This window comes from Lactobacillus sp. B4005 (assembly GCF_026536045.1).
GTDB lineage: Bacteria > Bacillota > Bacilli > Lactobacillales > Lactobacillaceae > Lactobacillus > Lactobacillus panisapium.
Map to the genome: position 1 here is coordinate 129,511 of NZ_JAFNOZ010000003.1, position 20,264 is coordinate 149,774.

Here is a 20,264-nt window from a genome sequence, read left to right on the forward strand (position 1 = left end):
AGATGAAATCTTATCAAAATCAAAAACGCCTTTCGCTATTTTTCCGTTATCTTTTATTAATTATCTTGGCGATTGTCTGGATTTTACCAATCATTTGGATTATTTTAGCGAGTTTCTCATACAATGATACTGGCTTTGTTTCGACTTTTTGGCCAGATAAGTTCACGTTTGATAATTATATTGGTATTTTTACCAATTCCCAGTATCCATTAGTTAATTGGATTATTAATACGTTGATCATCTCAATTTTATCAATGATTATTTCAACCTTTTTAACTATTTCAGTGGCATATGTCTTATCGCGGTTGCGCTTTTCGTTTCGTAAACCGTTTATGCAAATTGCCCTTATTTTGGGAATGTTTCCCGGGTTCATGTCAATGATTGCTCTTTACTATATTTTAAAGGGACTCAACATGCTCAATCTGGGCGGATTATTGCTAGTTTATGTCGGTGGTGCCGGACTAGGATTCTATGTTGCTAAGGGCTTTTTCGATACGGTGCCGTTCTCAATTGATGAAGCAGCTGAAATTGATGGGGCAACTAAGTGGCAGATTTTTACTAACGTTGATTTACCTTTAGCAAAACCAATGATCGTCTACACTGCTTTGACGGCATTTATTGCTCCGTGGACTGACTTCATTTTCTCCGGCATTATTTTATCGACTTCGGGGAACCCCAAAACATATACAATTGCCTATGGTTTGTACAACATGGTACATAATACAAAGGGCAATGCGACCCAGTTCTTTGCGGAATTTGTCGCTGGCTGTGTTATTATTGCTATTCCAATTACAATTTTGTTTATCTTCATGCAAAAATTTTATGTTAATGGCATTACTGCCGGTGCCGAAAAAGGTTAATTTACGGCAAAAAGTTCAAAGTGCGACCATAAGCAGTCGCACTTTTTTGTTTACGTCCAAGATTTTTAATTGCGGTAAAATATAACTAAAAAAGAAGGTGAGCTAATGATTAAAATTATTCAGGGAGATATTACCAAATTAGCCGTAGATGCAATTGTTAATGCCGCCAATAATTCGCTTCTTGGCGGTCTTGGTGTTGACGGCGCAATTCATCAAGCAGCTGGCCCCGACTTACTTCAGGAATGTCGCGGACTTCACGGTTGTGAGACCGGTCAAGCAAAAATTACCCGGGGCTATCGCCTGCCTGCTAAGCATGTGATTCATACAGTTGGCCCGGTTTATTCAGGTTCATCTACCGATAGCCAGCTTTTACGCGCTTGTTACCTTAATTCGCTATCTTTAGCCAAGCAGAATAACTTACACAGTATTGCCTTTCCGGCTATTTCAACTGGTGCTTACGGTTTTCCTGCAAAAAGGGCGGCTGAAATTGCATTTGCAGCAGTAAAAGACTGGTTAAAGCAAAATCCTTCAGCTAAGATGGAAGTTACGATGTGTGCTTTTGACAACGCAACATTTCAGCTTTATCAAAAAGAACTAGCCAAATAAAAAAACTCGTGAATGATCATCCATCTGCTAACTAGTAGACGGTTTTTATCAAGTTCACGAGTTTTTATTTAACTTAGTTAACAATTGCAGCAAAGGCTTCATATGGTTTTAAGGTAAGTGCCCGTAAAGTTTGCGGAGCGCAATAGTTACTGAGTAAAACCTGTTTAAGCTGATCTGGTGCAGTAAATTGCGCTTTATTTTCACTAAGATTAGCGACAATTAGCCAGCGCTGATCGCCTAATTCGCGGTAATATGCCAAAACATCAGCAGAAGCTGTTAGCGGCTTAAATGAGCCTGTAACAACAATTTCATTTTCATGGCGCAAACGAATTAGTTTTTGGTAAGTGTAAAAAATAGAATTAGGATCAGCTAAAGCGGCTTGAACATTAATTTGCCGGTAATTGGGATTAACTTTAAGCCAAGGCTCACCACTGGTAAAACCGGCTTGCAGCCGATCCGACCATTGCATTGGCCGCCGAGCGTTGTCGCGACCTTTGGCATTAATTGCCTTAAGGAGCTCTTGTTTAGAATAGCCCTTTTGAAGTCGGTCATGATACATATTGATGCTTTCAAGGTCTGCAACTTCAGCGATATCTTTAACCGGATAATTGGTCATCCCAATTTCTTCACCATTATAAATATACGGCGTGCCGCGCATTAAATGGAGAACAATCGCGAACATTTTAGCTGATTGCACGCGATTAGTAGTGTCGCTGCCCCAGCGCGAGATGACACGGGGAAGATCATGATTTTCCCAAAAAAGACTATTCCAAGCATGGCGGTAGTCTAGTTGCGTTTGCCATTTAAGCAAAATCTTTTTAAGAGCAGCTGGTCGATAGGGGGCAAGATCCCACTTTTCTTTGCCTGGCTGCTGGTCAACTTGCTGATTCTCAAACTGAAAGACCATTGAAAGCTCATGCCGTGCTGGATCTGAATACTTAGTAACTGTTTCTAAATCGGCGCTCCATGTTTCGCCAACGGTCATGATATCATGATTGGCCAATACTTTCTGGTTCATTTCTTGCAAGTAGGGATGCAATTTTGGTCCGTTTGCGCCAATCTTGCGATCAGGCTCTTTACCAATTAGCTCAATTACATCCATGCGAAAACCGCCAATGCCCTTATCAAGCCAAAAAGTCATCATCTCATAAATTTTTTGTCGTAATTCAGGATTTTGCCAATTTAAGTCAGGCTGCTCAGGGGCAAAAAAGTGGAGGTAGTATTGGCCAGTTGTCTGATCATATTGCCACGCAGAACCAGAGAAATTAGAAGTTAAGTCATTAGGCTCGTGCCCATTGATAGGATCACGCCAAATGTAAAAATCACGCTTAGGATTATTTTTACTTTTCCGTGCTTCGATAAACCACTGGTGCTGATCAGAGGTATGGTTAACGACGAGATCCATAATAATGCGGATATTTCTTTTTTTGGCTTCTGCAATCAGCCTGTCTAAATCCGCCATGGTCCCATATTGCGGGTCAATGGCCTGATAATCAGAAATATCATAACCGTTATCGATGCCAGGTGACTGATAAATGGGTGAGAGCCAGATGGCATCAATTCCCAATTTTTGTAAATAATTTAGGCGGTTAATAATCCCGTTTAGGTCTCCAATACCGTCACCATTGCTGTCTTGGAATGATTTAGGGTAAATTTGATAGATAACTGCGTTTTTCCACCAAGGTGTCATATTTTTCCTCCCACTTGTAAGCGTTAACTTGAGATGCTAGTCAAATTATAACATGGTGCAGCTTCAGTAGATTTTGTTATCGGTATCTAAATAAATGATCTATTTTCTAACAATACTGAAATAAGCATATTTATAATGTAGCTGGAATAAAATTTAGAGATAGCTATGTGGTTTTTCTTTTAATTAATGAAATTGGAATAGTAAATTTATGCTCTAAAATATTTTCATGTCTAAGAAGTCTTAAAAGATTAGAGCAAGAAACTTTAGCAATTTCTGAAGTGCTTTGATGAATTGTAGATAACTGTAATTTTTTAGCAATCGGTGCATCATCAAAACCCACTATACTAAGCTTATTAGGAACATCTAAACCCTCTTCAATTGCTACTTGATAGATATAGCTTGCGACATTGTCATTAATTGCGAAAACACCTAATTTGCTATGTTTACTCCAAAGTCTTGTTAGTTGAGCCCAAATTGTCTTTTTTGCTAAATAAATTTCATCTGAATTAGTATTAGTACTAATAACAATTGGCTTTGATATACCGCGGTTTTGTGCAGTTTCAGTAAAGCCTTTAATACGACTTTCATTGCTTGAAAACTCGTTATCTTTATTAGTTAACATAATTGGAAAGCAATTCTTGTCAATTAAATGATTAGTTGCTAAAACAGCGCCTGTGTAGTTATCCGAAGAAACTGTGATCATGTTGTTGTTAAGTTTGGGAGAACGATCAATAAAAACTGTTGGTAGATCAACTTGCTCCTTTCTAATTACATTTTGCGTAGAAATGACAACTAAGCCATCAACCATATGATTACTTAATTTCGAAATATATTTTTCTTCAAGGCTAGCGTTTCTTTCTGTATTACAAACAATGGTTAAATAGTCTTTTTTGAAAAAATACTGCTCACACTTTTTAACTATTGAGGCATAGTATGAGTTGGTAATATCTGGGACTAAAATGCCAATTATTGCTAATCTGCCCTTTCGCATTCCTTTAGCAATGACATTTTGTGAATAATTATTCTCTTTGGCAATTTTAATAATTTTTTCTCTAGTAGTTTCGGAAAACCGTCCTGTATTATTTAAAACTCTTGAAACTGTTGAAACTGAATAGCCGCTTAACCGGGCAATGTCTTTTATTGAAGTTACTGACATAGTATGTGACCTTATTAATTTATATTTTATATTTTACACTTTACATCTCGTTAACAACATTATACAATAAAAATGTAATCAGCGAAAACGATTGCACTAAATAGCACTTCAAGTCCTAAACAAAGGACTTATATTTTTGCAATTTGCGCAAACGTTACCGCAAACGATAAATATATTTTTATGTTAGGAGGAGAAATTATGAAAATTAGTGATTTGAACGTTAAAGTATATGCTGATGGGGCAGTCATTGATGATATGGTAAAGGCAAAAGAAAGTGGAGTTGTGAAGGGATTTACGACTAATCCATCCTTAATGAAAAAAGCCGGAGTAAAAGATTACGTTGATTTTGCCAAGGAGGCCTTAGCTAAAGTTACTGGAATGCCAATTTCTTTTGAGGTGTTTGCTGATGACTTTGACACGATGGAAAAAGAAGCCAAAAAAATCTCATCACTTGGCGATAACGTTTTCGTAAAAATACCAATTACTAATACTAAAGGAGTTTCTTCGGTTCCATTGATAAAAAAGCTTTCTGCTGAGGGCATTAAAGTTAATGTAACTGCGATGTTTACACTTCAGCAAGTTAAAGACGTTCTGGCAGTTTTGAAACCTGGCTCAAATAATATTATCTCAATTTTTGCTGGTCGATTAGCAGATATTGGAATAGATCCAACACCTTTAATGAAAAAAGCAGCAGAACTTTGTCATGAAAATGGAAATGGCTGGCTTCTGTGGGCAAGTTGTCGAGAAGTAATCAATGTTTTTGAAGCTGATAATTGTGGGTGTGACATTATTACGTGTACTTCTCCGGTAATTGACAAGTTTCCATTAATCGGCACAACTCCAGAAGAACGTTCACTCCAAACAGTTCAAGACTTTAACAGAGATGTTAGGGCACTAGGGTTCTCAATTTTATAACTTTAAAAATTAAGAAAGTAGAGGCTTAAGAAATGTTTTTATCAGCGTTGTTAGTGGCCACTCTGGCTACTATTTCTCAATGGTGGTTTTTTGCGCCGGTAACAAGATGCCTAACTTATCCTTTAACAACTGGGCTATTGGTTGGGTTATTTATGGGCAATCCTATGTTAGGAATGCTTTCTGGTGCTACGATCCAACTGGTTTATCTGGGTTGGATTAATACTGGTGGTGTTATGCCAAGCAATACAATGGTTGCTGGTATTTTTGGAACTGCTTTAACAATTTTATCAGGCGCTAGCCCAAAATTAGCTGTGACTTTTGCAGTTCCATTTTCTCTTATTGGGCTTTTAATGGTGGAAATTTATCAGAGTGTTAACTCTTTTTGGGTTCACCGTGCAGATGCGGAGCTGGCAAGAGGTAATGTTAAAGCGATTAGATTTTTGAATTATGTTCCTTCTCTAATTGTCGCAATAATTGTGTATGGTATTCCAGCGTTCTGTTTGGTATTCTTTGGCCGAGGCTGGGCACAGGGAATGCTTAATATGATTCCTAAAAGTTTGACTACGGCTTTAGAAGTCGTAGGAGCTTTAATGCCGGCTTTGGGTATTGCAATGTTACTCAATTATTTGGGTAAAAAATCATTGATTCCGTATTTCTTTATTGGTTTTTTCTTAACTGCATATCTGAAACTGCAAATAATGGCAATTGCTATATTTGCAGGACTACTTGCTTACCTGCTTTATATCAATCAAAAGGCTAATGCAACGAAGAAAGATGCTGAACCTACAGATAAGAAAGTACGCCGACTAACTCTTCAAAATAGAACTGGCAAACAAGAAAATGCTAGTGCAGCGCTAGAACCAGGGACAAATATAGCTCAAAATATTTCTCCTTTGAATTATCAAATTAAATTAACTCATAGTGATTTAGTAAAAACTTGGCTCTGGGAACAGTCAGATGAAGCCGCATATAATTATGAACGGCTACAAGCATTAGGCTTAACTAACATGATGATTTATCCTATTAAAAAACTATACCCGAAAGAAAGACAAGCTGATGAATTAAAGAAATACATGGTATTTTTCAATACGGAACCACACATGGTTGGTCCAGTTATTCATGGTATAGCTCTTTCAATGGAGGAAGCTCGTGCAAATGGTGCCGAAGTTAGTGCTGAGGACATTAATGGTGTTAGAACTGGGTTAATGGGCCCAGCTGCTGGTATTGGTGATACGGTTCAACAAGGCATTATCTTCCCAATACTTGCAAGTATTGGTGCGACCATGGCATTGGATCACAATTACTTTGGTCCGATTATGTTTACAGTAGTTTTTGAATTAATTATTTACGCTATTGGATACTGGATGTTTATGTATGGCTATAAGAAAGGCAAAGAGTCAGTTGTTTCTATTTTAAAAAGTGGATTGCTTGATAAAGTAACTAACGCGTTCTCAATTGTTGGCTTAATGGTTGTTGGTACAATGGCTGCTACGAGAGTGACTATTAAAACGCCATTAATTTGGCATGTTGGGCAAAGCGTGATTAAATTGCAAGCTTTATTTAATCAGCTGGCACCAAGTCTAATTCCATTATTAGCTACCTTATTAGTATGGTGGCTTTTAAGAAAAAAAGTTAATGCAAGTATCATTGTGGTTGGAATATTCATAGTCGGAATTTTATGTTCTTATCTTGGAATTTTAGCGGTCATTTAAAGGAGAGTTTAACTTGATACAAATTATTTTAGCTAGTCATGGAGATTTTTGTTTAGGTATTAAACAAACAGTAGAAATGATTGCTGGATCAGTTGATAACCTTAAAACGATATCGTTTAGGCCTGGTCAAAGTCCTGAAGATTATGCGGAAAAGTTTAGTCAAATTTTAGAAGATACGAGTAAACAGCCAGCATTGGTTTTAGTCGATTTAAAGGGCGGCACACCATTTAATACTGCAATGCTTTTAAAGCAAAATCATAATTTAGAAATTGTTACTGGCGTAAATGTTCCGATGTTATTGAGTATTGTCACTTTAAGAACTAAAAATAGTTCAATTGAAGAATTGATTAATGTAGCGCTTGCTAAAGAAAACTGGGGTATTGAAAATACTAAATTAGGAGGTTTACATCATGCAAAACTTAGTCTTAACAAGAATTGATGATCGCTTGATTCATGGCCAAGTAATGACAAAATGGATTAAGGAAACTGGGGCAGAAAATGTTGTTATTATTGATGATGCAACATCTAAAAATGAGTTTATGATTAATGTTTTTGAGCAAGCAGTACCCGAAGACATTGGTATAGGAGTGTTTAACAAAGAAGATGGTGTCAAGTTCTTTTCTCAGTCATTAGAAGCGCCAACAATGATTTTAGTTAAAGTTCCGGAAACAATTGAGTACATGGTTAATCATGGAATTGATATTAAGGACTTGGATTTAGGCGGAATGGGTGCAAAGGATGGCCGTAATACGTTATATCAGTATATCTCTACTAGTTATGAAGAAGATCAGTGTTTCTACCGCTTGCTAAATAAAGGAATGAATGTTTACGTTCAAATAGTTCCTCAAAATGAAAAGCAGCCCATAAAACCTTTCTTAGATAAAAAGGAAAAATAATAAATTTATCAATAAATGTCTGGAAAAAACAAAAATTCCTATTAAATCATGGCTTATTTAATGCCAAAGTTTAATAGGATTTTTGTTTTGGCTAGAAGTATCAAATATACTTTTTCCAGACTATTTATTATAATTACAGGTTTTAAAGTAATTATTAATGCTCTTAAATCCCTAATTCATTGCGTAAAGCTAGTGCATCTTGATCGTTACCTAATTGAGCAAGTGCATCTTTTAAGCCTAATAGCGGTTTACCATCACGGTCTGGCGTGGTTTTGCCATGAGCTAGTGAACTTAGGATAGCTTCATTAACAATATCGACAGTAATTCTGAAGTAGCGGTCAATCTTATCATCAGTAATTGCTTGAATCGAGCTCAATTCATGTTCAGGGAAATGACTAACCCGGTTTGCAGTTGAAAAGGCTAGTGTAATTTCGCCACTGCCATTGCTACTAAATGAACCGCTGCGAGTAATGCCGATACTAGAACGTTTAGCGATTCTTTTTAATTGACGCGAATTAAATGGAATATCCGTTGCAATAATCGTGATAATACTACCTTTTTCTTTACTATCTTTATTATCAACAATCTTTTTGCCAATTGCCCGGCCGTAAATATTTAAGTCGGTGCTGAGGCCAAAATTAGACATGACTAAAGCGCCCATTGTGAAAGTTTGGTCATCAATTTTAATTTTGCGTGAGGCAGAACCGATGCCGCCTTTAAGCTCATAGCAGCGCATTCCAGTACCAGCGCCTACGCCACCTTCAGCAAATTCAGACGAAGCAGCCGCAAAGGCCTCGTTAACGTCTTCTTCAGTAACGCCTAAATCGCGAATATGATTAATACTACTGTCATTGCATTCCATTACTATCGGGTTAACACTACCCGTTGTCAGGCCGATTTCTGGATTTTCAGCAAGCATTCTTTTCACTAAAGCAGTAGTGGCGGTTCCGACACTTAGAGTATTAGTTAAGACTAGCGGTGTTTCAATCGTACCCAGTTCTTCTATCTGAACTAAACCAGTGCTTTTACCAAAGCCGTTGATAACATGCGCAGCTGCCGGCATTTTTTCACGAAAAATATTATCCTGGCAAGGCTTGATGACGGTTACACCTGTTTGCAAACGATCAGTAACAATTGTTTTATGGCCAACGGTCACGCCAGCCACATCGGTAATTAGATTTCGTTGTCCGGTCGGTGCATCACTAAGCGCAAATAAAAGTGGTTTGTTAAGTCCCATGGTATCTCCTTTAATACTATAAATTGTAATTAATATCTTATTTTAAGCTTAAGGTTAAATTAATGAAAGACTTTAAAATTTATATGGGAAAAGAAAAAAGCCAAATTCGTCATAGAAATTGGCTTTCTTAGTTTAATATTTAGTTTTTCTTGCGACACTAAGCCAAATGCCTGCTAAACTGCCAAACAGTAAAACTGCTCCGGTTGTAGTAACAGCAACTTTTACTTTTTTATCAGTACCTGTTTGTAATAGATGACCAGGGTCAGAACTGTTAGCCGTGCTAGCTTGGATAGCTTTAACAAAAAAGTAACGGCGTTTTTAAAACTTTTCACAAAGAACAATCAAAGTTGTTAAGTTATTATACACAAAAGCAGTTTGCTCTATCAGAATAATAAGAATGGAATTTTTCATTATTATATTGTAGAAAGCCATAGAATAAAATGAGAATAGTTTTTATTGAATAATTAAAACCATGGCTATTTGTTAAAAACCTCCTTAAAAAACACACTAAAAACTTTCCAATTAGTATTTGATATGAACCGAAAAATTTGCCCTCATATCATCACTATCAAAAGTAGTGTTTTTAATTATTAAAAGCTAAATATTATTTTTTCCCTTCCGACAGAACGCTCTGAAACCTATCAAGCCTCCAAATATTGATAGGAAACCTAACCCAGTTAATATTCTTTGAATCCTTTTATCTGGACTTGTCTGTGGTAATTTATTGCCTATTTCATTAACGATATGTAGATCTATATGACTTCTAAGATTGTCTTGAGCATGAGCCACAGTTTTGGCTTTATCGCTACGAATAGCTTTTTTGGCTTTCTTGAAAATCTTGGCATCGGCCTCCCCAAAAGCAACACCGCTGGAACTTTGATTAACTACTTTATCATTTGTTTTATAAACATAAGTAATATTTTGCAGTTTATCACTAAAAACTCCAGATGTGTTGTCAGACTTGAAGATTAACATATAGCCGGGAATTTTCTTAGCAACGGTATGGTAATTACTACCTACTCTACCTTTTAAAACTTGATTAGGTGCAAGAATTTTACCCTTTTTATCAATGTAATGCACAATAACATTGTTTGACCTAGATGATACGTTCGGTGAAGAATTGTCTTGACTAGCACCTAGTACAAAAGTTTTTGAACCAGTTTTTGCTGTTTTTCGCGACTTTGACTGTATATCATTTTTTTCAGAGTTAATTTTGCTTTTATGTGCCCATGTCCTAACATCACTTAGAGGCTCAGATTCTGCTCTAATTCTGTTTGCCTCAACTGAAAAGATTCCTAAAGCAATCACAACAAAAGTGGCAAATAGTAATTTTTCCATTTTTCTATGCTTGTTTATTTTGTTATTCATTTTATATTTTAAAAAATCTCTATTTCTTTTATTCTAGCAAGGCTACTAATCATATAAATTAACTTTATTATATTTTTATTTTATCATCTTTTAGAATGAATGTATAGTGTAAACAAAATAAAAATTATAATAATTTATTTTAGGTCTGCTACTTATGTTATTAAAAAATTTAATATTAGTAAAATAGTAATTTATTAGTTAAGCCAAAATATAACTAAGTGTTTTTTTATTAAAAATGTTAAACATAAATATTTTTTATTTTTTTCATTTCTTTTACAAGCGATTTTCTTAATATTTGTTATAATTGATTAACTGCTGAATAGCGAGAAAAATAGTACTTTTAGATTTTTGAATCTTTTTTAGAATTTTTTAAGTATAACTAATATTATTAATTGTTATTTTTACATAAAAATATGATTTAGAAATTTAGAATTTTTAGGGTAACATTATAACTATCCTTTTTACTAGTTTTATAAATTGTAGATGGGTCAATTGACAACTTAAACTTTGAAATATCATTGTATTAGTAGCCATTTTGATAATGTTCTAAATAACGAATTCAATTTGTATTAAGACCAGAGCAGCTTAAAGATTATTTAAAGCCTATTATGTAATAGCTGCTACATAGCAATGATTAGACCTAAAACATATAAAAACAGTATTTATAAACTGCTTATATACGAATATTAAGCTACCATGATTAACTATTTATTCAGCACTTAACTACCAAATTATTAACAAAAAATAAGTCTAATTTGCAATAATGTTCTCGGACGATATCGCAAACAGCAAGTAATTATTTTTCTAACAATATTAAAAACCAAGTTACTAATTGTTGAAGTTAGGAATTTTAATCTTGTTAATAAAAAAAAGACTATATAGTAAAAAAAGGCCGTAACTGGCAAAATAGTGCCAATTACGACTTAATAATGAGCGAATTAAATTGGTGTTACGCTCTAGTTATGAGCGCCAAATTCTAACTAGACGCCAGACAATAATTAGAAAGAAGATAACGTTAAAAATAATAATGGCAGCTTTAATAAGAGTCATGTTTTGAAAAAACTTAGGCTGAGCTTTCGCGCGAATTTGTTGGCTCTTTTTAATAGTATGCCGTCCCTTTTTGGTTGGTAAAGCGACCTTTTTCTGGCCTCTTTTTGCAGAAAAATTAGCAGTTAATTCAGTCGCAGATAAATTCTTGTTGGTTGCCTTAATTTTGCTGATTAAATCACCCTGCACAACTGTGCGGTGCTGCCCATACCCGTATTTCGAAGTGTTAAAGTCTGAGCATGTAATTAAGGTAATCATGCTTCTATCCTTTATGTTGTTTTCGACTTCAACTTGTGTTGGTTTAATTGCAAAAGAAATTCTTTTAACTTCGTAAGCATAAATGTGATGAAGATCGGTCACATAGATTAAGTCGCCCCGTTTTACCAAATGTAAATTGTCTAATACAGCAGGGCCATATGCTCCCATATAATGTCCTGCTAGCACATAGTTGTTGGCTCCACCCATTACACGGTCCGGGAGGCAAGTAACAACGCCGTATTCCAAGTTTTGGTTTTCACTGCCATATCCGGCAAACAGCGGATTGTGAATGTTAACGGCTGGAATCGAAATTCGCCCAATAGCATAAGCCTTAATTTTCTTTGACCGCAGGATCCGCGTTGTACTAATTGACTTGGTCTTACTAGCGTCATAAGTTGTTTTCCGGTGCTTATTTTGATCCGCTTTTTTAGATGTTAATCCTGAAGAAGCTTGCTCTGCGTTTTGCTGGACAAGGTAGGAGTCACCAAAACCGGAACCGAAGAAAATAAGTGTTACCCCCAAGTAAAAAAGTATACCTATAAATAGAACCTGGATTGTAGACCAGACTTTTTGTTTGGTGGTTAAATTTTGTTTTTTAGTTGTCATTGCTATTTGTCCTCTGATTTTGCGAAAGTTATTCAAATTACCTCTTATTTTAATGATAAATCGGTAAAATGCCTAATTATTTGAGAAATAACTAGAAACACTGATAAAAAATCTTCAAATAACTATTGAAATCGCTTTAACACTGTTTTATAATCTTAAGAGTAAATAAGTGTGTTACTGATTCGATCAGGCATTAACCTATGAACAACAAGGCTTTAGTGTTGCTCATAGGTTTTTTTATTGAAAAGAGGAGTTTGCTGAGTGAAATTTATTAAAAATTTTAACAACAATGCTGCTTTAGTGTCGGATGAATCTGGTGTTGATTGGGTAGTAATTGGAAACGGAATTGGTTTTGGGAAAAAGCCCAATGATCCAATTGATGAAACAAAAATTACTCGTCGTTTTGTTGCTGTCGAAAAGAATATCAAGATGATTGACAGTGTTAGGGATATTGATAAACGTACTTTGTCTCTAACAACTGATGTAATCAATCTTGTTTCAAAGAGACTAAACGTTAATTTTACTGATTATCAGTACTTGGTTTTAGCTGATCACATTGATTTTATGCTTAAAAGAACTGATGAGGGCTTTGAATTAGGCCAAGGTACTGTGGGGTGGGAATTAAAGAAGCTATTTCCTAAAGAATATTCAACTGCGAAAGATGCGCTGAAGCTGCTTCAGGAAAAAACTAAGCTAACTTTTCCCAACGCAGAAGTTGTTTATCTGACCTATCACTTTATCAATGCTAGTTCTGATCAAACTAAGCTTCAAGATACAATCAAAATCACCAAGTTAATTCATGGTGTGATTGAAATCATTGAATATCAGTATGGGATGCAGCTTGATCCGGAATCATTTAATTTCAATCGGTTTATGACGCATTTACGTTCATTCATGGTACGGCATCTTTATGAAGTTGGTGATGAGAATAGTGGCAGCGAACTTGATAATTCATTGCTTGAATTAATGAGGGTTAAGTACAAGAAAGCATACGAGACGGTTTTAAAAATCGGCACTTATTTATCTAAGCAAGCTGGCTGGAAATTGCAACCTGATGATGAGGTCTATCTGACGCTCCATGTCTGGCGGGTAACGCACAGACAAAAAGATGGTACTGATTCGGAAGCAAAGCAAATTCCAGCCGATGAAAAATAATTTGTTTAAACGGTGTGTTACTGTTTTACAGGCATTAACCCGAGAACATAAAGAAAACTTCATTGTTTCATTCTTAATTGAATGTTTGCAAGAGGTCTTCTTTAAGTCCCCGGGTTTTGTTATTTTTGGAGGAAAAAATGGCTTACGAAGAATTAAGTCGTGAAATTATCGCCAATGTTGGTGGTAAAGATAATGTAGCCAGCGTGGTGCATTGTACAACACGGTTGCGCTTTAAGTTAAAGGATGCTTCAAAGGCAAACGATGAAAAAATGAAGGCAACTGACGGTGTCTTATCATTAGTTAAGTCTGGTGGTCAATACCAAGTTGTTATTGGTAATAACGTTGCTGATGTTTACGATACCCTAATTAAAATTGGTGGTTTTGGTGATGGCGGTTCAGTTCCTGATGATTATGTTGATACAAGCAACATGAGCTTGACAGATAAATTTATTGACTTGATTTCCGGTATTTTCAACCCACTTTTAGGTGCATTGTGTGCTGCTGGAATGATCAAAGGTTTTAACGCCATGTTTTTGGCATTTGGTTGGGTAACTGCTAATAACGGAACCTACATTATTCTGAATGCAATTGGTGACAGTTTGTTCTACTTCATGCCAATCATTTTGGGAATTTCATCGGCTAAAAAGTTTGGTATTAACCTCTACTTAGGAGCAACCATTGGTGCTGCACTCTGCTACCCATCGATTGTAGCGATGGCCGGTAGCAAGACTACTTTATTCACGGTGTTTAAGGGGACTTTTTTACAGGCACCGGTTCATATGACCTTCTTGGGTATTCCAGTTATTTCAATGAACTATACAACTTCAGTTATCCCAATCATTATTGCAGTTTGGTTTGCTTCGAAGGTACAAAAAGTGGCGAGAAAAGTCATTCCTGATGTGGTTAAGACCTTTTTAGTTCCTTTTGTTGTCTTATTGATTACTGTTCCGGTTACCTTCTTAGTTATTGGACCAATTGCTACTTGGGTAGGTAACGCAATTGCTCAAGTTGTCAGTGCCATTTACAACTTTAGTCCGATTTTAGCTGGTATCCTGATGGGTGCTTTCTGGCAAGTATTTGTTATCTTTGGTGTTCATTGGGGCTTTGTTGCCGTTATGATGACCAACATTGCTGCTATGGGTTATGACCCAATCGTTGGCTTATCACTTGCTGCATCATTTGCCCAAACAGGTGTTGTTTTGGCAATTATTTTCCAAACTAAAAATGAAAAAACCCGTGGTATTGCGATTCCTGCATTTGTTTCTGGAATCTTTGGTGTTACTGAACCAGCAATCTATGGCGTGACATTACCACGTAAAAAACCATTTATCATTAGTTGTATTGCTTCAGCAATCGGAGGTGGTTTAATCGGTTTTTTCAAGACCAAGCTTTACATCATGGCCGGAATGGGAATCTTCTCAATTCCTGGTGCTATTGGTAAAAATGGCGTTGATAGCACTGTTTATGGCTTAATTATTGCCATGATTGTCGCAACAATTTTAGGTTTTGCTTTGCAAATGATTTTTGGCCGTAATTCAGTTGACGAAACACTTGATGAGCAAGTTGCTTTGGCTAATGCGAATGCAGCAGAAAGTGCAGATTCCGCCACCGCTCCTGCAGAAACTACAATTGCTGCCAAACCAGTGGCTAAAGTTTCTTACAATGAACCTGAAAAATTAGTTGCACCATTAAACGGAACAATCGTTGCGTTAAAAGATGTTAAAGATGAAGTTTTCTCTAGCGGCTCAATGGGTCAAGGTGTTGCAATTGAACCAAAAGAAGGCAAAGTATGTGCACCATTTGATTGTGAAGTTGCCATGACTTTCCCAACTGGACATGCAATTGGTTTAAGATCAGCTAAGGGCGCGGAAGTAATGATCCATATTGGTATGGATACGGTTGAATTAGATGGTAAAGGCTTTAAAATATTAGTTGAGAAGGGTCAATCTGTTAAAGCGGGCGATCCACTCATTGAATTTGACTTGGCAGCTATTAAGAAGGCTGGTTATGAAGTCACAACTCCGGTAATTGTGACCAATACTAACAATTACCACGAAGTTAATGTTGTTGCTAGTGGCAAAGTATCAATCGGTGATCAGCTGCTAGACTTAGAATAATCGGGCGAGAAAGAGGAGTATACACATGAATACAAACAATTTCCCTAAAGGTTTTTTATGGGGTGGAGCCACAGCGGCTAACCAACTCGAAGGTGCGTATCAAGAAGGAGGCAAAGGATTATCTCTTCCTGATGTTTTACCTGGTGGTAAAGAGCGGATGAAGATTATTGCTTCACCAGATTTTGATTTCAAAATCGATCTTAAATACGTTTATCCTAATCACGTTGGAATTGATCACTATCACCACTATAAGGAAGATATTGAACTATTTGCGGAAATGGGCTTCAAATGCTACCGTTTCTCAATCGCTTGGTCACGTATTTTCCCTAACGGTGACGAAGAGCAGCCAAATGAAGAAGGACTTAAGTTCTACGATGGGGTAATTGATGAGTGCTTAAAGCACAATATTGAACCTATAATTACGATTTCACACTATGAACTTCCTTTGCACTTGATTACTGAATATGGTAGCTGGAAGAACAAGAAGTTGATCGACTTCTATGAACGTTTTGCTAGAACTGTATTAACTCGTTACAAGGATAAAGTTAAGTACTGGATGACTTTTAACGAAATTAACAGTGCTGCTCACTTCCCAATCATGAGCCAAGGCTTGACTGTAAGTAACGGTGCTCTTGACAAGAAGAATGTTTACCAATCATGGCACAACCAATTCGTTGCCAGTGCTAAAGCTGTTAAAATCGGTCATGAATTAAATCCTGATATGAAGATTGGCTGCATGATTCTTTATGCAACAACTTATAGCTATGATTCAGATCCAAAGAATCAAATTGCTACGCTGCAAGAAAACCAAGCAAACAATTTCTTCTGCGCTGACGTACAAGTTCGGGGCCATTACCCAGCATACACGAAGAGCTTATTAGCTCGTCAAGGCGTTAAGTTAAGCGACATTGACTACAGCGATGAAGAACTTGACTTGCTAGCTAAATACCCGGTTGATTACATTGGCTTTAGCTACTACATGTCATCTGTTGTTGATGTTACTCACGAAAACCAAGAAACAACTAACGGTAACTTGATGGGTGGAGTTAAGAATCCATTCTTGAAATCAAGTGACTGGGGTTGGCAAATTGACCCAACCGGCTTAAGAATTGCACTTAACGAATTATCTGATCGTTATGAAAAGCCATTGTTTATCGTTGAAAATGGTTTGGGTGCCATTGATCAGCCTGATGAAAATCACTATGTTGCTGACGATTACCGGATTGACTACTTGCGTGAACACATTGAAGCCATTTCAGAAGCGATTGATGATGGTGCAGACGTAATGGGTTACACGCCATGGGGCTGTATTGACTTAGTCAGTGCTTCTACAGGAGAAATGTCAAAGCGCTATGGTTTTATCTACGTTGATGAAGACGATGAAGGTAAGGGTACCTTCAACCGTTACAAGAAGAAGTCATTCGACTGGTACAAGAAAGTTATTGAAACTAATGGTGGCGATTTAGCCTAAGTTTAGGGAATAATTTGGAGTAAGTAAGAAAATGGAACAGCGAGTGACAAAATTCTTGTTAGCATTAGCAAGTCTTATCGGAGCATTCACAATTGGCACTAATCAAACCGAGGCAAAAAGTAATAATAAACCGGTGACGATTTATTTGCCCCGTCATGGCGAAACTACTGCTAACGTGATGCACCTTGCTCAAGGCTGGAAGGATTATACCCTAACTGATAATGATGTAAAGGGTGCCGGGTATCTTGGTAAAGGTCTGAAGGGAATTAAGTTTAAAGCAGCTTATTCCGGTGACTTAACAAGATAGGAAAAGACTGCACAAGGAGCCTTAAAATACTCTGGCAATCAAAAAGTTAAACTAAAAATTGATTGGCGTTTGCGTGAATGTAACTACGGTGCTATGAAGGCCGCCCTGATGTTGCGCAGAATGTACCAGAAATTGCCCAATGCTTTGGCTATGATAGTATTGCTGATTTTCAAGCTAAGACAGGCAAACTATTTCAAAATAAATTATGTTTTAGACTAGGAAAATAAGTTAAATACCAGCTTACCAACACAATATTGTGCGGAAAGTACTGAAGCTATTCAAAAGCGAATGACGGTAAAATTGCAAAAAGTCAGCACAAAGGCGAAAACGTTTTAGTTGTGAGCTCTGGGATGGCAATTAATCTCTTTTTGTCAACGCAAAATTACCCTACTTTTCAAGGAATCGGCCTTGCGAATGACTCGGTCACTAAATTAGTTTACAAAAGGGTAAATTTAACTTGGTCGGCGAAATTGGCAGTTTGAAGTATTATAATGCTGGCCAAAAATAGAGTTTAGCTAATATTAGAAAAAGCGTGATTTTAAATCACGCTTTTTCTTAAACCTAAAATTAGCGATTAGTTGGTATTTTCATCGATCAATTTTTGACATTGCTGACTGAATTTTTCCATTCCAATTAAGGAAAGCTGTTTAACCTGCATTTCACAATTATCAAGATAAACTTGTAATGGCTCATAGTGATAATTAATTAAATTTTCTAGTAAGAAGAGCACCATTTTACTGAAACATGTACTGGGTTTAGTAGGCACTTTCTTTGACATTGTGATCATTTGTGCGGCATTTTCATAAGATTGATGCTTAATGCTAATACCAACCATGTTAATTAAAATACCAAGGACTAAAAATTGGATTTTTTCATCATTACTTCTACCAAATTTTTTGAGAAATTTTTTGGTAATCATTAAATTACTGGTAAAGTCAAAAAAATACATGTAATTACAGAAATTTTTTAGTGACTCTTGGTCCAAATTATCTTCATTATAAAATTTGGCTTTTAACTGTTGCTTTTCTTTTAAACTGAGTTTTTCAGGTGAACTGTTGGCAGTGTAAATTAAGGTATTGAGCTTAAGAATCAGGTCTTCTTTGTTATACACAGCACTTTTAGCGATGGCATTTTTAATTGCTGAGAGCTGATCGATATCAAACTCATAATAGGCATCTATTGATTTGGAAATTACGTTTTTCTTGAGTTCATCTTCAGATTTTGACCGGTAATCTAATTTGCTAAAAAAACTAGCAAGATCAATATGGTTGTAGCGCAGTATTTCAATCAAATCCTGAGCAGAAATCCTAGTAGTATTCTTCTCAATTTTAGAATAAAACGAGGGGCTAACAATATCACCGATCCATGCCCGCTGCGTCTTACCTGCCTCTTGCCGATATTGCCGTAATAAATTTCCAATAGTCATCAAAATTTCTCCGAAAATTAGTTTCATATATGACACTTTCATTATTTAAAATTTTAACACAAATATAATTAAGTTATTAGTAAATAAATAGAGGGTGTAAATTAATTCATGGATATATTTTTCAAAAATAAATATTATCGACGATTTTCAATCGCTAGTATCCTGTCAAGTGCTGGTGATATTCTTTTTTACTTAGCCTTGATGACTTATGCTAGCAAGCTAAAAAATTACTCATTAGCTCTTTCACTGATTGCCATTTCCGAGTCGGTACCTAGACTGCTTTCAAGTGTCGGGGGCTATCTTGCCGATCGGACGCATAACAAATACGAAAAGATTGTTTGGCTTGCAATGATTAGGGGGGCACTCTATTTATTAGTTGGTTTTCTTTTTAGTCAAAATATTGCCGGCTGGAATCTGGTAATGATGGTTATCGTCATTAACTTCATTTCTGATACAGCCGGAACGTATTCAAGTGGCCTGTCAACACCTTTAGTAGTTGATTTAGTAGAAAAAGACCAAGTTGCTAAGGCAACAGGTTTCACAAGTGGCGTTTCCCAAGTGATTACGACCATTGCGCAGTTTGTTGGTTCAGGATTGTTATTGTTCATGTCTTATTCGACTTTAGCGGTTATTAATGGCTTAACCTTTATTGTTGCTGGACTAATTTATTTGTCGATTGCCCGTAAAAATAAAGAAACAGCAATTAATCAAGATGTTGATGAACAAAGCTTTTTGGGTACGCTTGCCTTGTCTTTTCGCCAGGTTAAAAAGGCGAGAGGCCTGTTAACTACCGTGATGGTTATTGCTTTAATGAATGGTATTTTGAGTACAATTGAGCCAATATTATCGATTGTTGTTGCTGGCAATAAAAGCGTAATGGTCATTGGGACCTATACTTTCACAATTGCAATTATTGGCGCAGCAGCAGCGGTTGGCTCTGCTCTAGGCAGTATTGTGGGAACAATGATTTTTAAAAAGGTTTCGGTCTATGTGATCGTTTTACTGGCTTTATTATCCGCAGCCTGCGTTCTCGTGTCCACGATGAGTAAACAAATAATTTTTTGTTTAGTTACTTATGCCTTATTAGGCTTTTTTGTAGGAACAGCTAGTCCGAAGTTAACGCAATGGCTGGTTGCAACGGTTGACCGCAAGATTTTGTCATCATCAGTTGGCCTGTTAAATACAATTTTGTTAGTGATTACACCATTAATGACAATCCTGTTTACCAGTATTTCAGCGGCATCAAATGCTAACGTTGCTCTGTTAGGGATGCTGATTACCAGTATTTTAGTTTTCAGTATTACGGTTGTCGTCATGATTAAAACCAAGGAAAATTAAGTCCGGTTTTTACTGAATTTAAGAACAAGCTAAAAGGACCAGTTCTAAGCTAATAGCTCGAACTAGTCCTTTAGTTTTTATTTTATTTTTTAAAAGAGC

17 protein-coding genes are annotated in these 20,264 nt (G+C 36.3%); 11 read left to right on the forward strand and 6 right to left on the reverse strand.

Annotation, left to right across the window (positions count from 1 at the left end; translation table 11 throughout):
- The first annotated feature begins 2 nt into the window (after positions 1–2).
- Both J3U73_RS07875 and J3U73_RS07880 read left to right on the forward strand, forming a co-directional pair.
- Positions 3–860 (forward strand): sugar ABC transporter permease, encoded by an 858-nt coding sequence (locus tag J3U73_RS07875; RefSeq protein ID WP_220220310.1) that lies wholly within the window; start codon positions 3–5, stop codon positions 858–860.
- Positions 861–965: 105 nt separating this feature from the next.
- Positions 966–1,466 (forward strand): O-acetyl-ADP-ribose deacetylase, encoded by a 501-nt coding sequence (locus J3U73_RS07880; protein ID WP_267393575.1) that lies wholly within the window; start codon positions 966–968, stop codon positions 1,464–1,466.
- 73 nt (positions 1,467–1,539) lie between these two features.
- On the opposite strand, the gene J3U73_RS07885 is transcribed toward J3U73_RS07880, so the two are convergent.
- On the reverse strand, positions 1,540–3,156 hold the full coding sequence (locus J3U73_RS07885; RefSeq protein WP_267410092.1) for a glycoside hydrolase family 13 protein: 1,617 nt from the start codon (positions 3,154–3,156) through the stop codon (positions 1,540–1,542).
- Positions 3,157–3,319: 163 nt separating this feature from the next.
- Positions 3,320–4,312: a LacI family DNA-binding transcriptional regulator gene (locus tag J3U73_RS07890; protein WP_267410093.1), complete on the reverse strand. Its 993-nt coding sequence runs from the start codon at positions 4,310–4,312 to the stop codon at positions 3,320–3,322.
- 198 nt (positions 4,313–4,510) lie between these two features.
- Here J3U73_RS07890 and J3U73_RS07895 point away from each other — a divergent pair, with 198 nt between their 5' ends.
- The 4 genes from J3U73_RS07895 to J3U73_RS07910 are packed head-to-tail and all read left to right on the forward strand — an operon-like array spanning position 4,511 to position 7,835.
- Positions 4,511–5,227 (forward strand): transaldolase, encoded by a 717-nt coding sequence (locus J3U73_RS07895; protein ID WP_267393581.1) that lies wholly within the window; start codon positions 4,511–4,513, stop codon positions 5,225–5,227.
- Positions 5,228–5,259: 32 nt separating this feature from the next.
- A complete protein-coding gene (locus J3U73_RS07900; protein ID WP_220268662.1) occupies positions 5,260–6,939 on the forward strand; it encodes a PTS system mannose/fructose/sorbose family transporter subunit IID in 1,680 nt (559 codons plus the stop codon).
- A gap of 13 nt (positions 6,940–6,952) precedes the next feature.
- Positions 6,953–7,378 carry a PTS sugar transporter subunit IIA gene (locus J3U73_RS07905; RefSeq protein WP_220268661.1) on the forward strand — a complete coding sequence of 142 codons (426 nt, stop codon included), beginning with the start codon at positions 6,953–6,955 and terminating at the stop codon, positions 7,376–7,378.
- Positions 7,350–7,835, forward strand: a complete 486-nt coding sequence (locus J3U73_RS07910; RefSeq protein ID WP_220268660.1) for a PTS system mannose/fructose/N-acetylgalactosamine-transporter subunit IIB — start codon at positions 7,350–7,352, stop codon at positions 7,833–7,835. The genes J3U73_RS07905 and J3U73_RS07910 overlap by 29 nt, the downstream gene beginning before the upstream one ends.
- Before the next feature lie 163 nt (positions 7,836–7,998).
- Here J3U73_RS07910 and J3U73_RS07915 read toward each other — a convergent pair whose 3' ends face one another.
- From J3U73_RS07915 to J3U73_RS07925, 3 genes are all read right to left on the reverse strand, one after another.
- Positions 7,999–9,072, reverse strand: a complete 1,074-nt coding sequence (locus tag J3U73_RS07915) for a P1 family peptidase (protein WP_220268659.1) — start codon at positions 9,070–9,072, stop codon at positions 7,999–8,001.
- A gap of 597 nt (positions 9,073–9,669) precedes the next feature.
- Positions 9,670–10,410, reverse strand: coding sequence for a MucBP domain-containing protein (locus tag J3U73_RS07920; protein ID WP_220268658.1), 741 nt, complete (start codon positions 10,408–10,410; stop codon positions 9,670–9,672).
- A gap of 990 nt (positions 10,411–11,400) precedes the next feature.
- Positions 11,401–12,351 carry a class A sortase gene (locus J3U73_RS07925; RefSeq protein WP_220268657.1) on the reverse strand — a complete coding sequence of 317 codons (951 nt, stop codon included), beginning with the start codon at positions 12,349–12,351 and terminating at the stop codon, positions 11,401–11,403.
- A 261-nt stretch (positions 12,352–12,612) separates the two neighbouring features.
- On the opposite strand from J3U73_RS07925, the gene J3U73_RS07930 reads away from it, so the two are divergent.
- The 4 genes from J3U73_RS07930 to J3U73_RS07945 all read left to right on the forward strand — a co-directional run bounded on the left by J3U73_RS07930 (position 12,613) and on the right by J3U73_RS07945 (position 17,401).
- Positions 12,613–13,506: a PRD domain-containing protein gene (locus J3U73_RS07930; RefSeq protein ID WP_220268656.1), complete on the forward strand. Its 894-nt coding sequence runs from the start codon at positions 12,613–12,615 to the stop codon at positions 13,504–13,506.
- A gap of 137 nt (positions 13,507–13,643) precedes the next feature.
- Positions 13,644–15,623: a beta-glucoside-specific PTS transporter subunit IIABC gene (locus J3U73_RS07935; RefSeq protein WP_267393605.1), complete on the forward strand. Its 1,980-nt coding sequence runs from the start codon at positions 13,644–13,646 to the stop codon at positions 15,621–15,623.
- A 25-nt stretch (positions 15,624–15,648) separates the two neighbouring features.
- Positions 15,649–17,094, forward strand: coding sequence for a glycoside hydrolase family 1 protein (locus J3U73_RS07940; protein WP_267410094.1), 1,446 nt, complete (start codon positions 15,649–15,651; stop codon positions 17,092–17,094).
- 31 nt (positions 17,095–17,125) lie between these two features.
- On the forward strand, positions 17,126–17,401 hold the full coding sequence (locus J3U73_RS07945; protein ID WP_267410095.1) for a histidine phosphatase family protein: 276 nt from the start codon (positions 17,126–17,128) through the stop codon (positions 17,399–17,401).
- Positions 17,402–17,975: 574 nt separating this feature from the next.
- On the opposite strand, the gene J3U73_RS07950 is transcribed toward J3U73_RS07945, so the two are convergent.
- Positions 17,976–18,827 (reverse strand): helix-turn-helix domain-containing protein, encoded by an 852-nt coding sequence (locus J3U73_RS07950; protein ID WP_267410096.1) that lies wholly within the window; start codon positions 18,825–18,827, stop codon positions 17,976–17,978.
- 108 nt (positions 18,828–18,935) lie between these two features.
- Between J3U73_RS07950 and J3U73_RS07955 the strand changes: the two genes are divergently transcribed.
- On the forward strand, positions 18,936–20,165 hold the full coding sequence (locus tag J3U73_RS07955) for an MFS transporter (protein ID WP_267410097.1): 1,230 nt from the start codon (positions 18,936–18,938) through the stop codon (positions 20,163–20,165).
- Positions 20,166–20,264 lie beyond the last annotated feature (99 nt).

Coding starts and splice junctions, on each gene's coding strand:
- J3U73_RS07915 (WP_220268659.1), bottom strand. CDS start 9,072: ATGGGACTTAACAAACCACTTTTATTTGCGCTTAGTGATGCACCGACC.
- J3U73_RS07945 (WP_267410095.1), top strand. CDS start 17,126: ATGGAACAGCGAGTGACAAAATTCTTGTTAGCATTAGCAAGTCTTATC.
- J3U73_RS07940 (WP_267410094.1), top strand. CDS start 15,649: ATGAATACAAACAATTTCCCTAAAGGTTTTTTATGGGGTGGAGCCACA.
- J3U73_RS07920 (WP_220268658.1), bottom strand. CDS start 10,410: ATGGAAAAATTACTATTTGCCACTTTTGTTGTGATTGCTTTAGGAATC.
- J3U73_RS07950 (WP_267410096.1), bottom strand. CDS start 18,827: ATGACTATTGGAAATTTATTACGGCAATATCGGCAAGAGGCAGGTAAG.
- J3U73_RS07895 (WP_267393581.1), top strand. CDS start 4,511: ATGAAAATTAGTGATTTGAACGTTAAAGTATATGCTGATGGGGCAGTC.
- J3U73_RS07925 (WP_220268657.1), bottom strand. CDS start 12,351: ATGACAACTAAAAAACAAAATTTAACCACCAAACAAAAAGTCTGGTCT.
- J3U73_RS07955 (WP_267410097.1), top strand. CDS start 18,936: ATGGATATATTTTTCAAAAATAAATATTATCGACGATTTTCAATCGCT.
- J3U73_RS07875 (WP_220220310.1), top strand. CDS start 3: ATGAAATCTTATCAAAATCAAAAACGCCTTTCGCTATTTTTCCGTTAT.
- J3U73_RS07910 (WP_220268660.1), top strand. CDS start 7,350: ATGCAAAACTTAGTCTTAACAAGAATTGATGATCGCTTGATTCATGGC.
- J3U73_RS07890 (WP_267410093.1), bottom strand. CDS start 4,312: ATGTCAGTAACTTCAATAAAAGACATTGCCCGGTTAAGCGGCTATTCA.
- J3U73_RS07885 (WP_267410092.1), bottom strand. CDS start 3,156: ATGACACCTTGGTGGAAAAACGCAGTTATCTATCAAATTTACCCTAAA.
- J3U73_RS07880 (WP_267393575.1), top strand. CDS start 966: ATGATTAAAATTATTCAGGGAGATATTACCAAATTAGCCGTAGATGCA.
- J3U73_RS07900 (WP_220268662.1), top strand. CDS start 5,260: ATGTTTTTATCAGCGTTGTTAGTGGCCACTCTGGCTACTATTTCTCAA.
- J3U73_RS07935 (WP_267393605.1), top strand. CDS start 13,644: ATGGCTTACGAAGAATTAAGTCGTGAAATTATCGCCAATGTTGGTGGT.